General features: G+C 66.1%; 11 protein-coding genes and 1 pseudogene. 6 read left to right on the top strand and 6 right to left on the bottom strand.

Annotation, left to right across the window (positions count from 1 at the left end; all coding sequences use genetic code 11):
- Positions 1-616: SH3 domain-containing protein (locus VSR72_RS38720; RefSeq protein ID WP_342957483.1), on the bottom strand; the 616-nt coding region annotated here is incomplete at its 3' end.
- A gap of 260 nt (positions 617-876) precedes the next feature.
- Here VSR72_RS38720 and VSR72_RS38725 point away from each other — a divergent pair.
- Positions 877-2,199 (top strand): TIGR00366 family protein, encoded by a 1,323-nt coding sequence (locus VSR72_RS38725; RefSeq protein WP_321916345.1) that lies wholly within the window; start codon positions 877-879, stop codon positions 2,197-2,199.
- Positions 2,200-2,241: 42 nt separating this feature from the next.
- On the opposite strand, the gene VSR72_RS38730 is transcribed toward VSR72_RS38725, so the two are convergent.
- Entirely contained in the window at positions 2,242-2,610 is a 369-nt protein-coding gene (locus VSR72_RS38730; RefSeq protein ID WP_342957542.1) for a DUF488 family protein, read from the bottom strand.
- 42 nt (positions 2,611-2,652) lie between these two features.
- A pseudogene (locus tag VSR72_RS38735) lies at positions 2,653-3,270 on the bottom strand (uracil-DNA glycosylase family protein); the annotation flags it as partial.
- Between the two features lie 205 nt (positions 3,271-3,475).
- Between VSR72_RS38735 and VSR72_RS38740 the strand changes: the two are divergent.
- The 5 genes from VSR72_RS38740 to dld all read left to right on the top strand — a co-directional run bounded on the left by VSR72_RS38740 (position 3,476) and on the right by dld (position 10,505).
- A complete protein-coding gene (locus VSR72_RS38740) occupies positions 3,476-4,534 on the top strand; it encodes a patatin-like phospholipase family protein (protein WP_342957484.1) in 1,059 nt (352 codons plus the stop codon).
- On the top strand, positions 4,531-6,021 hold the full coding sequence (locus tag VSR72_RS38745) for a GntP family permease (RefSeq protein WP_342957485.1): 1,491 nt from the start codon (positions 4,531-4,533) through the stop codon (positions 6,019-6,021). Before VSR72_RS38740 ends, VSR72_RS38745 begins: the two co-directional genes overlap by 4 nt.
- Before the next feature lie 96 nt (positions 6,022-6,117).
- Positions 6,118-7,662: a hopanoid C-3 methylase HpnR gene (gene hpnR, locus VSR72_RS38750; protein WP_342957486.1), complete on the top strand. Its 1,545-nt coding sequence runs from the start codon at positions 6,118-6,120 to the stop codon at positions 7,660-7,662.
- Between the two features lie 75 nt (positions 7,663-7,737).
- Positions 7,738-8,637 (top strand): LysR family transcriptional regulator, encoded by a 900-nt coding sequence (locus VSR72_RS38755; protein WP_342957487.1) that lies wholly within the window; start codon positions 7,738-7,740, stop codon positions 8,635-8,637.
- 125 nt (positions 8,638-8,762) lie between these two features.
- Entirely contained in the window at positions 8,763-10,505 is a 1,743-nt protein-coding gene (dld, locus tag VSR72_RS38760; RefSeq protein WP_342957488.1) for a D-lactate dehydrogenase, read from the top strand.
- 65 nt (positions 10,506-10,570) lie between these two features.
- Here dld and VSR72_RS38765 read toward each other — a convergent pair whose 3' ends face one another.
- From VSR72_RS38765 to VSR72_RS38775, 3 genes are all read right to left on the bottom strand, one after another.
- Positions 10,571-11,338 carry a DUF4410 domain-containing protein gene (locus VSR72_RS38765; RefSeq protein WP_342957489.1) on the bottom strand — a complete coding sequence of 256 codons (768 nt, stop codon included), beginning with the start codon at positions 11,336-11,338 and terminating at the stop codon, positions 10,571-10,573.
- A 188-nt stretch (positions 11,339-11,526) separates the two neighbouring features.
- Complete coding sequence (locus VSR72_RS38770) at positions 11,527-12,924, bottom strand: ATP-binding protein (RefSeq protein WP_342957490.1); 1,398 nt, start codon at positions 12,922-12,924, stop codon at positions 11,527-11,529.
- Entirely contained in the window at positions 12,924-13,637 is a 714-nt protein-coding gene (locus VSR72_RS38775; RefSeq protein ID WP_342957491.1) for a response regulator, read from the bottom strand. Before VSR72_RS38775 ends, VSR72_RS38770 begins: the two co-directional genes overlap by 1 nt.
- Positions 13,638-13,648 lie beyond the last annotated feature (11 nt).

Genomic DNA, 13,648 nt, shown 5'->3' on the forward strand with positions numbered 1-13,648 from the left:
GCCCAGGGGCCCGCGCAATGTTATTGCCGGACCCAGCGCCGGGTGGCCGGTTTCCCTGTCCCGCGTTGTTGTTGGGCGGCCGGTTTCCCGGCCCCGCGTTATTCGGCGGACGATTCCCGCCGCCCTGGTTCGGCGGCCGCGCGCCGCCAGGTGGTCGACCGACAGGCGGACGCGGCCGCACGGGCGGCGGCGGCACGGGCCGCGGCCCGGGATGCCGCGCCCAGCGCGACTGGTTGGAGAACCACGGCCGGTCGCGATAGTGAAGGCCCCAATACGCGCCGAGCGAGAACGTCACGATCGGCAGACCGATGCGCGGGCCATAGCTCATCACCGGCACGCGCTGTCCTTGCCACGGGTAGCTGATGAAGGTGCCGTAGACCCAGCCTCGCAGGCCCGGAAAACCGATGTCGCACCAGCTGAAGCCGGCGACGCAGCCCCATACCGTCACGGCCACGCCACCCGGTATCTGGGCGACGATAGGAAAATCGGCTGCAGGTCCTGCGTAGAGATTGACGGTTTGATTCGTGAATGCCTGCGACTGGGCGTGCGCGGGCGGCGAAGCCACGAATATGCCGGCTAGCGCGGCGAACACGACACCGAGAAACTGCTTGCGCATTGCTGCCTCCCGCTGGGTGGCGTCACCCGGACATTTATTGAGATAGCAACGTTAACGGTAGCAGATAAGACTTTTAGGGCGCGTTTGAGCATGTAACGGCTTATTTCGCGCAGGCGCACAATCGCAGGGCATGCGCAGCGTTGAGCGCAGTGCCGGCGGGGCGCACGCATTGTGCCGCGCTGTGCAAAAATCGCGGCCTCGGTTCGCAAAGAAGAAAACAAGCGGCCGATTCCGTATCAGCAGACGAGGAGCAGACCAAAGTGATTCAGCGTATTTCCCATTTCTTTACCGGCGTGGTGCATCGGATCTTGCCGGACCCGCTCATCTTCGCCATTCTCCTCACCGTTGTGACCTTCGTGCTGGCGTTCGCGCTCACGCCGCAACCGCCCGAAGCGCTCGTCATGATGTGGGGTTCGGGCTTCTGGAACCTGCTCGCGTTCGCGATGCAGATGGTCCTGATTCTCGTGACCGGCCACGCGCTCGCCAGCTCCGGTCCCGTCAAGCGCATGCTCGTCGCGCTGGCGAGTTGTGCGCGCACGCCGGGCCAGGGCGTGATGCTGGTGGCATTCGTGGGCGCGATTGCCTGCGCAATCAACTGGGGCTTCGGCCTCGTGCTCGGCGCGATGTTCTCGCGCGAAGTGGCGCGGCGCGTGCGCGGCGCGGACTACCGGCTGCTCGTCGCCGCCGCGTACATGGGCTTCCTCACGTGGCACGGCGGCCTGTCGGGCTCGGTGCCGCTCGTGGCGGCCACGAAGGGCAACCCGATGGAAAAGGCTGTAGGCCTGATCCCGGTCTCGCAGACCATCTTCACGGGCTATAACGCGTTCATCACGCTTGGCCTGATCGTGCTGCTGCCGATTCTCGTGCGTCTCATGATGCCGAAGCCCGAAGACGTCGTTTCGGTCGATCCCGCGCTGCTCGAAGATCCGCCGAGCGTCGAGCGCAAGCTCGGCCCGGATGCGACCTTTGCCGAGCGCATCGAGGAAAGCCGCGCGCTCTCGCTGCTGGTGGCGGCGCTGTGCTTCGTGTTCCTTGGCATCCGCTTTCACACGAAGGGCTTCGCGCTCGACATCGACACTGTGAATCTCGTGTTCCTCGCGGCGGGCCTCGTGCTGCACAAAACGCCGATGGCCTACGCGCGCGCCGTGGCCGGCGCGGCGAGGGGCGCCTCGGGCATCATGATCCAGTTTCCGTTCTACGCGGGCATTCAGGCGCTCATGGACCACTCGGGTCTCGCGGGCGTCATCACGAAGTGGTTCGTCGATATCGCGAACGTGCACACGTTTCCGCTGCTCGTGTTTCTCAGCTCGGCGGTAATCAACTTCGCGGTGCCTTCGGGCGGCGGCCACTGGGTCGTGCAGGGGCCGTTCGTGATGCCGGCGGCGCAGGCGCTCGGCGCGGACCTCGGCAAGTCGGCGATGGCGATTGCCTACGGCGAGGCGTGGACCAACATGGCGCAGCCGTTCTGGGCGCTGCCCGCGCTCGCGATCGCAGGCCTTGGCGTGCGCGACATCATGGGCTACTGCGTGACCACGTTGCTCTTCTCGGGCGTGGTGTTCGTCGCGGGGATGTATCTCTTCTGAGCGTGCTGAGCGTAGAGCGGGCGGCCAGCGCGCGCCGCCCGATCATTTCTGCTTCGCATGCTTCGCCAGATAGTCGCGCAACACGATCGCGTGATTGCGCTGCGTGTCGTGCGAGCCATAGAGCAGGGTGATGTGCCCCTTCCCGGCGGCTTCGGCGAGCGGCTGCCAGGCGTCGGGATTGCCGTTCAGTTCGGCCAGATAGCGCTTCCTGAATTCTTCCCACTGCGCCGGGTCCTTGTGGAACCATTGACGCAGTTCGGTGCTCGGCGCCACTTCCTTTACCCATTCTACGTTCGCAAGCTTTTCCTTGCTCAGGCCGCGCGGCCACAGCCGGTCCACCAGATAGCAGTGATGCCCGTGCTCGGGCAGCGGTTCGTAGATACGCTGGATATCGATTGCCGGTTTCGTCATCGTCGGCTCCTTTTTGGCGGATTGCGCGCGGCGGCCCTCGGGTGCCAGCAACGCTCGCACGCGCTCCTGCAGCGCTGGAAGGACATCGCGTTCGAACCACGGGTGTCGCTTGAACCAGGCCTGGTTGCGTGGCGACGGATGCGGCAGTGGCACGAAATTGGGTGCGTAGTCGCGCCAGGCCGCCACCGTTTCGGTGAGCGAACCGTGGCGCTCGCCGCCCAGAAAATAGCGCTGGGCATACTGGCCGACGAGCAGCGTAAGGCGCACCCCGCGCAACTGCTTGACGAGCCGCGCGTGCCACAGCGGGGCGCATTCGGGGCGCGGCGGGTTATCGCCGCCGCTGCCGCGGCCGGGGTAGCAAAAGCCCATCGGCACGAGCGCGACCTGGGCGGCGTCGTAGAACGTTTCGCTGTCGATGCCGAGCCACGCGCGCAGCCGTTTGCCGCTCGCGTCGTCCCAGGGCACGCCGGAGGCATGGACCTTCGCTCCCGGCGCCTGGCCGACGATCAGCAGGCTCGCGGTATCGCTCGCCTGGACCACCGGACGCGGCCCGAGCGGCAGCGCGTCGGCGCAGACATGGCAAGCGCGGATTTCAGCGAGCAGCGCGGGAAGCGGGCCCGTTAGCGAAAGCGGCCCTCGAAGCGGATGGACATTCGACACGGCAAGGCGGGAAAGCGGGAAGGCGTGGCGGGGAGATCCAGTCTACCAAACGCCCCCGCGACGCGCCGTTGCGACCGGCCCGGTTTGCGCCGGTGGAAGTACGATCGAAACGCGGGCGACGCACATTGCGCACTGCGTCATTCTCGTGCGGCCATTTACGCTTTTCCTGTAATCTCGCCGGTGGTCGATCTGGAACGGAGCCGCAATGCCCGCCGAAGCCGAGACGTCAACCCGCACGACCCGCACCGAACCCTTGCTCGTCGATCTCGCACTGCAAGGCGGCGGCTCCCATGGCGCATACACATGGGGCGTGCTGGACCGCCTGCTCGAGGAGCCGTGGTTGCAGATCGAAGGCATTTCGGGCACCTCGGCGGGCGCGATGAACGCCGCCGTGCTCGCGAGCGGCCATGCGCTGGGCGGCGCGGCCGGCGCACGCGAGGCGCTCGAGCGCTTCTGGCGCCGCGTGTCCGACGCCGCGCGTTTCAGCCCGTTCCGGCGCGGCCCCGTCGACATCCTGCTCGGCCGCTGGACGCTCGATCACTCACCCATGTTCGTCGCGCTCGACATGATGGCGCGCGTCGTCTCCCCGTACGACCTGAATCCGGGGCGCGTGAACCCATTGCGCACGATCCTCGCCGACACCATCGACTTCGAGGCATTGCGCCGCTCGCGCATCAAGCTCTTCGTCACGGCCACGCGGGTTTCGAACGGTCAGGCGCGCGTGTTCCGCAATGCCGACGTCACGCCCGACGCGCTGCTCGCCTCGGCCTGCCTGCCCACGCTCTTCCAGGCCATCGAGATCGACGACGAGGCCTACTGGGACGGCGGTTACGCGGGCAATCCCACCATGTCGCCGCTGATACGCGAGACCGATTCGATCGACACGATCCTCGTGCAGGTGAACCCTGTGGAGCGCGCAGGCACGCCGCGCTCGGCGCGCGACATCATCAACCGCGTGAACGAGATCGCGTTCAACTCGCCGCTGATCAAGGAGCTGCGCATGATGGCGCTGCTGCACAAAGTCGCCGACGCGGGCAGCGAGGAGGGCCGCCGCTGGGCGGATATGCGCCTGCATCGCGTGCATAGCGAGAAACTCGTCACGCTCGGCTCGTCGTCGAAGCTCAACGCCGAATGGTCGTTTATCACGATGCTGCGCGACGAAGGCCGCCGCGCCGCCGATGAATTCCTGGCGCAGCACGGCGCGCAGCTTGGCGAGGCGTCGACGTTCGATTTCGAAGCGCTGCTCGAAGGAGTGCTGAAATGAGCGCGGGCACGCTGGTGATCGGCCTGGGAGGCATGCTCGCGAGCCTTGCGCTCCTGATCTGGCTCGCGTATCGCGGCTGGAGCGTGTTGCTGCTCGCGCCGCTGTGCGCCATGCTGGCCGCGCTCATTTCCGGCGAACCGGTGCTCGCGCACTGGACGCAAACCTTCATGTCGAGCACGGGCCGCTTTCTCGCTCAGTTCTTTCCGCTCTTTTTGCTCGGCTCGCTGTTCGGCAAGCTGATGGAAGACAGCGGCTCGGTGGACGCCGTGGCGCGTCTCATGATCGACAAGCTCGGCACGCGCCACGCGCTCGTGGCCGTGGTGCTGGGCGGCGCGCTCGTCACCTACGGCGGCGTGAGCCTCTTCGTTGCGTTCTTCGTGCTCGCGCCCATGGCGCAGGCGCTCTTTCGCTCGGCCGATATTCCGCGCCGCCTGATGCCCGCTGCGATCATGCTTGGCACGGCGACCTTCACGATGTCGGCGCTGCCCGGCACCCCCGCGCTGCAAAACGCCATTCCGATGCCGTTTTTCGGCACGACGCCGTTCGCGGCGCCGGGTCTCGGCGTGATCGCGAGCCTCGTGATGGCGGGCTTCGGCCTCTGGTGGCTCGGGCGGGCGGCTGCGGCGGCGCGGCGCAACGGCGAGGGTTTCGTCGAGCCTGACAACGGCGGCGCCGACGACGAAGAGCGCGGCAAGTCCTCGCTCGTGCGCGAGCGTGCGAGCCTCGCACAAGCCTTCGACCCCGCCGAAATCGGCCAAACCGCAGCGCCATCGGACCATGCCGGGCCGCCGTCGCCCTTTGCCGCGCTCGCGCCGCTCGTGGTCGTCGTGGCGATGAACTTCGTGATGAACGTTGTGGTGTTCCCGCGCATCGACGCCTCGTATCTGGCCGAACCGCGCTGGGGTTCTACCACGCTTTCCGCGGTGGCGGGCGTGTGGGGCGTCTCTGTCGCGCTCGCGCTCGGCATTATCGTGCTGGTAGCGTTGAATCGCGGGCGGCTCAGCGCACTGCGCGAAAGCGTCGATGCGGGCGCCAACGCGTCGGTGTTGCCGGTGCTGAGCGTGGGCAGCCTCGTGGGCTATGGCGCCGTGATCGCCGCATTGCCCGCGTTCGAAGCCGTGCGCGACTGGGTGCTCGGTATCGGCGGCGGCCCGCTCGTTTCGCTCGCCGTGGCCACGAACCTGCTCGCCGGGCTCACGGGCTCCGCCTCGGGCGGCTTGACCATCGCACTCGACGCACTCGGCGGCACCTACATGCAGCTTGCAGCCCAGCACGGCATCGATCCCGCGTTGCTGCACCGCGTGGCCGTGATGTCGTCGGGCACGCTCGACAGCCTGCCGCACAACGGCGCCGTGGTCACGCTGCTGGCCGTGTGCGGCTCGACGCATCGCGAAAGCTACCGCGACCTCGTGGTGGTGAGCATCGTCGGCGCGCTCATCGCGCTCGCCGTGGTAATCGTGCTGGGTTCGCTATTCGGCAGTTTCTGAACGTTGTGTCCCGCAAGGGACACGCCGCGGCGGCAGCGATCCGCGAACGCGCGTAGACTCTCGCGAACCAGCGGCCCTTCGCAAGGAGGAGGCTTCATGAAATTGCTTGCTGTCCACCCGAGCGGACTGATGTACACGCGCGTGTTCCTGCGGCTCGAGCCGTTGGGGCTCGAATCCGTGGCCGGCACGGCGCGCGACGCGGGCCACGACGTGCGGCTTCTCGATCTGCAGGTCGAGACACACCGCGACCTCATGCGCATGGTGCGCAACTGGCGGCCCGACGCGCTCTGCTTTTCGGGCAACTATCTGGCCAACATTCCCGAGATCATCGACCTTTCGAAGGCCGTGAAGGCCGCGCTGCCCTCGTGCTTCGTGTTCGTGGGCGGGCACAGCGTGTCGTTCACGGCGCATGATCTGCTGCGCCATGCCGAAGGCGCGATCGACTGCGTGCTGCGCGGCGAGGGAGAAGCTTCGGTCAACGAACTTCTCGAAGCGGTGACGCGCGGCACGGATCTGCTCGCCGTCCCGGGCGTATTGACGAGCCACGGGTCGGGGCCGGCGCCACGTTTCGTCGAAAATCTCGATCCTGTGAGGCCCGCGCGCGACTTGCTGCGCCATCGCCGCAAGTACTTCATCGGTACGCTCGATCCGTGCGCCTCCATCGAATTTGCACGTGGCTGCCCGTGGGACTGCACGTTCTGCAGCGCGTGGACGTTCTATGGACGCAGCTACCGCACGCGCAGCCCCGAAGTCGTCGTGGACGAACTGGCGGCGCTGCGCGAGCCGGGCGTGTTCATCGTCGACGACGTGGCGTTCGTGCATGCCGAACACGGCATGGCGATCGGCGAGGCGATCAAGCGGCGTGGCATCGACAAGCACTACTACCTGGAAACGCGTGGCGACGTGCTTCTGCGCAACAAGGACGTGTTTCGCCTGTGGGAGTCCATTGGCCTGAAGTACATGTTCCTCGGTCTGGAGGCGATCGACGAGGAGGGGCTCAAGGCGTTTCGCAAACGGATCAGCCTCGACCGCAACTTCGAGGCGCTCGAATTCGCGCGTTCGCTGGGCATTACCGTCGCGATCAACCTGATTGCCGATCCGGAGTGGGACCGCGAACGCTTCGAGACGATCCGCCAGTGGTGCCTGGAGATTCCCGAGATCGTCAATATCAGCGTGAATACGCCGTATCCGGGCACGGAGAACTGGCAGCGCGAGGCGCGCCGCCTCATGAGCCTCGATTATCGGCTCTACGACATCCAGCACGCCGTCGTGCCGACCAAGCTCCCGCTGCCCGAGTTCTACGCGGAACTCGTGAAAACGCAGCAGGTGCTCAATCGCAAGCACATGGGCTGGACCGCGCTGCGCGGAGCGGCGGGGCAGGCCGCGCACCTGCTGCTGCGCGGCCAGACCAATTTCGTGCGCATGCTGTGGCGCTTCAACTCGGTATTCGATCCGCGCCTGCAGTTGGCCGATCACGCTCGCGAAGTCCACTACGAGATGACGCCGCCGCCCGGCATGAACGGCGCACCGCAGGTCGATATGAAAACCGTCTACATTCATGGCCCCACCGGCCGCAAGGGCCGCAAGATCGACGACGCCACGGAGAAGTTCGTCGACGAGACGCGCATGGGGTTGGGCTGAGCGTTTTGCCGCGCCGTCTTGATGCCTACCGGTGGCAGGTTCACAATCCACCGGTTGCATCAAGACGAAAAAAATATGGAATTCCGGCAACTACGCTACTTTCTCGCCGTCGCGGAGTATCTGCATTTTAGCGAGGCGGCGGCTTTTCTCGGCATTGCGCAGCCGCCGCTCAGCCAGCAGATCCTCAAGCTCGAAAAGGAAATCGGCACGCGCCTGTTCATTCGCCACTCGCGCCGCGTGGAACTGACCGAGGCCGGGCGGCTGTTTCGCGAGCGCGCGCAACGTATCCTCGACGACGCGGATCTTGCGCTCGCGGAAGCGCAAAACGCGGGGCGCGGCGAGACCGGCAGGCTCGTGCTCGGCTTCGCCGGTTCCACGGTGTTTCATCCGCTCGTCGCAACCGTGCTGCAACGCTTTCGCAGCGCGCATCCCGGCGTCGTGATCGGGTGCGAGGAGAGCAATAGCTCGGTGCTGCTGGAACGCGTGAGCGAAGCGAAAGTGGATGCCGCTTTCGTGCGCCTGCCGCTCGATTGCCGCGGCCTCGCCACGCAGGCGCTAGTCGAAGAGGACGTGCTCGCCGTGCTGCCGCCGCGCCATCGCCTCGCGCGCCGCCGCAGCCTCGATCTCGGCGAACTGGCTGGCGACCCGCTAATCCTGTTTCCACGCCCGATCGGCCCCGATCTCTACGACTCGATCATCAGCGCGTGCCACGCGGCGGGTTTCAATCCTGCGATCAGCATGGAGTCGCCGCAGATTTCCTCGACGGTCAACATGGCGGCGGCGGGCTTCGGCGTCACGCTCATTCCTTCCTCCATGCGCCAGATCCAGGCCAAGGGCGTGACGTACCACGATCTCAAGGGCGGTACGCTGCACACGACCATCGCGCTCGTGCATCGTCCGCGCGAAAAGGCGCCGACGGTGCAGAACTTCGTGCGCATCGTCCGGGATGCGTCGAAGCACGCGCCGCGCGGGTGATTCTGCGTGGCCAGGAAGGCGATCGATATCTTTTTCGTCTTGATCGCGCGTGGTTGCGATATTGGACGCAATGGATCGCGGGTTTTATCCTTGCGCGATCATTGTTTTCCGCAGGAGCCGTCCGCATGTCCACCACGAACCGGAGCGCCGGGCGCGAGCCGCTTGTCGCGTCGTTGCGAGCCGTCGTCGGCCGCCAGCACGTGCTGACCGGTGACGAAGCCACGCGGCGTTATCGCAAGGGCTTTCGCTTCGGCGAGGGCAAGGTGGCAGCGGTCGTGCGGCCCGGTACGCTCGTCGAGCAATGGCGGGTGCTGCAGGCTTGCGTGGCCGCGAACGCGATCGTCATCTCGCAGGCATCGAATACCGGCCTCACGGGCGGCTCCACGCCCGACGGCGACGACTACGACCGCGAGGTCGTGATCGTGAGCATGACGCGCATGCGCAAGGTCTACGTGATCGACGGCGGCAAGCAGGTGGTCTGCCTGCCGGGCTCGACGCTCGATCAGCTGGAGCAGATGCTCAAGCCGCTCGGGCGAGAGCCGCATTCGGTCATTGGCTCCTCATGCCTGGGCGCCTCGGTTGTCGGTGGCGTGTGCAACAACTCGGGCGGCTCGCTCGTGCGGCGCGGCCCGGCCTATACGGAAATGACCGTGTTCGCGCAGGTCGATGCGGCAGGAAGTCTTGCGCTCGTGAATCATCTTGGCATTCGTCTTGGCGAGACGCCGGAAGACGTGCTCGGACGCCTCGATCGCGGCGAACTGCCTGAAGCCGATATCCTCCATGACGCGGGCGCGGCTTCCGACCACGGCTACGCGGACCATGTGCGAGACATCGAAGCGGACACGCCTGCACGCTACAACGCCGACCCGCTGCGCTTGCACGAAGCAGCGGGTTCGGCGGGCAAGGTGATGGTGTTCGCGGTGCGGCTCGACACGTTTCCCATTGAGCGGTGCGCGAAGGTGTTCTACATCGGCACGAACGAGACGGCGGAACTGACCGACCTGCGCCGCGATATGCTCGGCAAGTTTTCGAAGCTCCCTATAGCGGGCGAATACCTGCATCGAGATGCTTTCGATATTGCCGAGCGCTACGGCAAGGACATGTTCCTCTTGATCCAGCATCTCGGCACGCGGCGACTGCCCGCGCTGTTCGCCTTCAAGAGCCGCTGCGATGCGTTTTTCGAGCGGCTGCCGTTCTTTCCCGCGCATTTCACCGACCGCGTGGCGCAGGCCGTGAGCCAGTGTTTTCCCAGCCATCTGCCCGCGCGGCTCAAGGACTACCGGCAGCGCTACGAACATCATTTGATGCTCAAGGTATCCGCCGATATGGTGGACGAAACGCGCGCCTATCTGACCACGTTTTTCGGCGTGTCGAGCGGCGACTTTTTCGAATGCACTGACGAAGAGGGCAGCAAGGCATTTCTGCATCGGTTCGCGGCAGCGGGCGCGGCGGTGCGCTATCGCGCGGTGCATGGCGACGAAGTGGAGGACATCGTCGCGCTCGATATCGCGCTTCGGCGCAACGATCGCGACTGGTTCGAGCAACTGCCCGAGGCGGTGGAAAAGCCCATCGCGATCAAGCTCTATTACGGGCACTTCTTTTGCCATGTGTTCCATCAGGACTACATCGTACGCAAGGGCACCGATTGCCTCGCGCTGGAACACGAGATGTGGAAGCTGCTCGACGCGCGCGGCGCCGAATATCCTGCTGAGCACAACGTGGGCCATCTCTACGATGCGAAGCCCGCGCTGAAGTCGTTTTACGAAACGCTCGATCCGTGCAACTGCTTCAATCCGGGTATCGGGCATACGTCGAAGTTCGCGCATTACCGTGAGCCGCTGGCGCAGTGCGAGGCGCAGGCGCAGTAAACAAAAAACGGCGGCGGTATCGAACCGCCGCCGAAAACGCGCTGCGCTGCGCGCTTCCCCCCGTATTAGCTCTTCGTCGTCGTTGCCATCCAGCCGTTCTGCGTGCTGATCTGCGTGACTTCCTTCGCGATCGAGCGGGCCAGCTTGCCGGCATCCGACGAGAGCGTGTCGCGCTTCGCCTCCGATGCGCCGTGCAGACCGCCGCCCACTACCGCCGCCGTCGCGACATGGCCAGCCGCCGCGCCCACGCCCGCCGTTTCGGCCATGCCGGGCATATGGCCGCTATCCGCTTTCGTTTCAAAGCTCAGGAGCGGTTGCGGCTCGCCGCCGTTGGCCGGCTGGAACAGCACCGCGATCGTCGCGCCCACTTCGCTCTTGCCGGCGCCGAGACCGATCAGCATGCGGCGGCGGCTGCTGCCCGAATCCATCGTGTCGATGCGGCCTTCCACGATCAGCGCGTTGCGGCCGGCGGGTGCGGGGCCATCCATGCGCACGGCGGGCAGACCCATCTTCTGAAGTTCGCTGACGAGTTGATCGGCGAGATGCTCGCGCGTTTGCAGCGCGGCTTGCTGTTGCTGCTGCGCCGACGATTCGCCGCTCGCCATCGTCTTGAGCTTGTGCAGCATGCCGGTGCTGTCGAGCTTCACCTGATCGGCGGCGGCGTCGAACGTGTAGACGTAGACGACGTCGGCGTGCAACTGCGGGAGCGGTCCGTTCGTTTGCACGACCGGCGCTGCCGATGCGCAGCCGCTCGCGAAGAGCGCGCCGGCGAGAAACGTGGTGCCGGCGATGCGCTTGGCCTTGTTGACGAGGAAGTTGATGATCGTTTGCATGTCGATGTCCTTTGCCTGAAAGAGTGTCTCGTGTCTGCCGATACTCGCTAATTAATCAGGATGGCGAACTATCGACTGTGGTGCTTCGGCGTCTGAGCTTCGGTTTGCTTCGTTCCGTTGCTCAGGCTCAGGCGCAAGTATGGGGGGAAGGGCGTGCGAAATCCACGCGTGAATTATGTCGAGTCATGTCATGCGCGCGCGGCTTGCGGCGCGTCGTTCTGGCCCGATGAGGGACGGTTCAGCGGCAGGCGCACGATGGCTTCGAGGCCGCCGCCCTCACGGTCGCGGAACGTGAGCGAGCCGCCGTGCAGCCGCGCGATCCGCTCGACGATGGCGAGCCCGAGGCCCGAGCCGCCCGAATGCGTGCGGGCGTTCGCGCCGCGGCTGAAGGGCGACTTGAGGCGCTCCAGTTCCTCGGCGCGGATGCCGTTGCCGCGGTCGGCGACGATCACGCAGGCGGTGTCGCCGTCGCGCCAGGTGCGAATCGTCAGACCTGTGCGCCCATAGTTCACGGCGTTCTGCATGAGATTCATCAGCAGACGCATAACGGCGATCGGACGGAACGCGAACACGGGCAACTCACCTTCGTCGAAATCGAACTCATGGCCGAGCCCGGCGAAGTCGGCAACGAGCTGGCCTGCTAGCGCGTTGAGGTCGCCCGGTTGCGGCGCTTCACGCTCGCCGCTGCCCGCGTAGTCCATGAACTGCTGGAGGATCGTGTCGATCTGGTCCAGATAGCTTTCCGACGAGGCCACGAGCGCGTCGTTCCTGCCGCGCGGCAGGGCCATCGCGATCGCGAGGCGCAGTTTCGTGAGCGGCGTGCGGATATCGTGCGACACGCCGGCGAGCATCAGCGCGCGCGTCGCTTCGGCCTGTTTCAGCGCCTCGGTCATCTGGTTGAAGGCGAGGCTGACTTGCGCGATTTCGGTCGGGCCGTCGGTGGGCAGCGGCGGCGGCGTTTCGCCGCCGCTCACGCGCCGCGCCGCGCGCGCAAGTTTGCGCAAAGGCTGGTTGATGTGGCACTGCAACAGGTAGCCGGTGAGCGCCGCGAGCAGCGCGAGCGCGGCGGAGAGGATCAACGCCGTGGTGATGCCGCTCGCGCGTGCGTCTGCCGTCATCGGAAGCGCCACCCATACCGGCTCGCCCGCCGCGTGCAGGCGGATCCATAGGCGCTCCTGCGCAGCTTCGCCATCGGCTGCGGGTTCGGCCGCGTCGTGGCTCGCGTCCCAGCGCACCAGCAGGTCGGAAGGCAGATGGCGTTGCAGCGCTTCGACGAACACGTCGCGCTGCCAGGTACGGAAAAAGTCGACGAGGCTCGGATGCATCTCGCCGGGCGCTTCCGGTGGCGCCGTGTTGCGCGTCTCGAGGCGCGCAGCCGCGGCGCGCCCTTCGCTGGGCGGCATGGACGCGAGCGTAGTGTCGAGCAGCTTCACGTAATCGGCGAAGATGATCGACGCGCGCTCGATGCGCGGGCGCTGCACGAAGTGCAGCAGCACGGCGATCGAGCAGATCTGCGAGAGCGCGACGAGCGCCACCAGCAACGCGATGTTGCGCGAGAGCAGCGAGCGCGGCAGGCGCAAGCGCATTACGATTCGACGCCGGCCACCAGCATGTAGCCGATGCCCCAGACGGTCTTGATGAAGCGCGGCTTGGCGGGATCGTCCTCGACGATCTGGCGCAGGCGCAGGATCTGCACGTCCACGCTGCGGTCGAGCGCGTTGTGGTCGCGCCCGCGCGCACGGGCGAGCAGGTTCTCGCGGCTCACCGCGCGGTTCGGCGACGAGCCGAGCGCGTGGAGCAGCAGCATCTGCGCCGAGTGGACCTCGACGGGCGTGCCGTCGCGGTAAAGCGTTTGTTTGCCAACGTCGAACTGAAAGTCGCCGAAGCGCAGCATTTGCGAGGTGACCGTGGGTTCGCCCGAGGCCATCTTCTGGCGGCGCAGCAGCGCGCGAATGCGCGCGACCAGTTCATCGGGAAGAAAAGGCTTGGCGAGGTAGTCGTCGGCGCCGGTTTCGAGGCCGACCACCTTGTCGGCGGCGTCGCCCTTCGCAGTGAGCATGAGGATCGGTAACGTCTGGCCTTCGGTGCGCAGGCGGCGGCAGACCGTCAGGCCGTCTTCGGGCTCCATCATGAGATCGAGCACGAGCAGGTCGTAGGGCTCGCGCTGGAGCAGGCGGTCGAGGCGCTTGCCGTCGGCGACGGCGCGCACCTCGAAACCCTGGCTCGTGAGAAAGCGCTGCAGCATGTTGCGCAGTTCGGCTTCGTCGTCGAGCACGATGATCCTGTTTGCCTGCTCCATGTGACGCCTCC

It is taken from the genome of Paraburkholderia sp. JHI869 (assembly GCF_038900775.1).
Classification (GTDB): Bacteria; Pseudomonadota; Gammaproteobacteria; order Burkholderiales; family Burkholderiaceae; genus Paraburkholderia.

Excerpts from the sequence above, each read along its gene's own strand:
- dld (WP_342957488.1), top strand. The coding sequence starts at position 8,763 with ATGTCCACCACGAACCGGAGCGCCGGGCGCGAGCCGCTTGTCGCGTCG.
- VSR72_RS38775 (WP_342957491.1), bottom strand. The coding sequence starts at position 13,637 with ATGGAGCAGGCAAACAGGATCATCGTGCTCGACGACGAAGCCGAACTG.
- VSR72_RS38755 (WP_342957487.1), top strand. The coding sequence starts at position 7,738 with ATGGAATTCCGGCAACTACGCTACTTTCTCGCCGTCGCGGAGTATCTG.
- VSR72_RS38770 (WP_342957490.1), bottom strand. The coding sequence starts at position 12,924 with ATGCGCTTGCGCCTGCCGCGCTCGCTGCTCTCGCGCAACATCGCGTTG.
- VSR72_RS38745 (WP_342957485.1), top strand. The coding sequence starts at position 4,531 with ATGAGCGCGGGCACGCTGGTGATCGGCCTGGGAGGCATGCTCGCGAGC.
- hpnR (WP_342957486.1), top strand. The coding sequence starts at position 6,118 with ATGAAATTGCTTGCTGTCCACCCGAGCGGACTGATGTACACGCGCGTG.
- VSR72_RS38740 (WP_342957484.1), top strand. The coding sequence starts at position 3,476 with ATGCCCGCCGAAGCCGAGACGTCAACCCGCACGACCCGCACCGAACCC.
- VSR72_RS38730 (WP_342957542.1), bottom strand. The coding sequence starts at position 2,610 with ATGACGAAACCGGCAATCGATATCCAGCGTATCTACGAACCGCTGCCC.
- VSR72_RS38765 (WP_342957489.1), bottom strand. The coding sequence starts at position 11,338 with ATGCAAACGATCATCAACTTCCTCGTCAACAAGGCCAAGCGCATCGCC.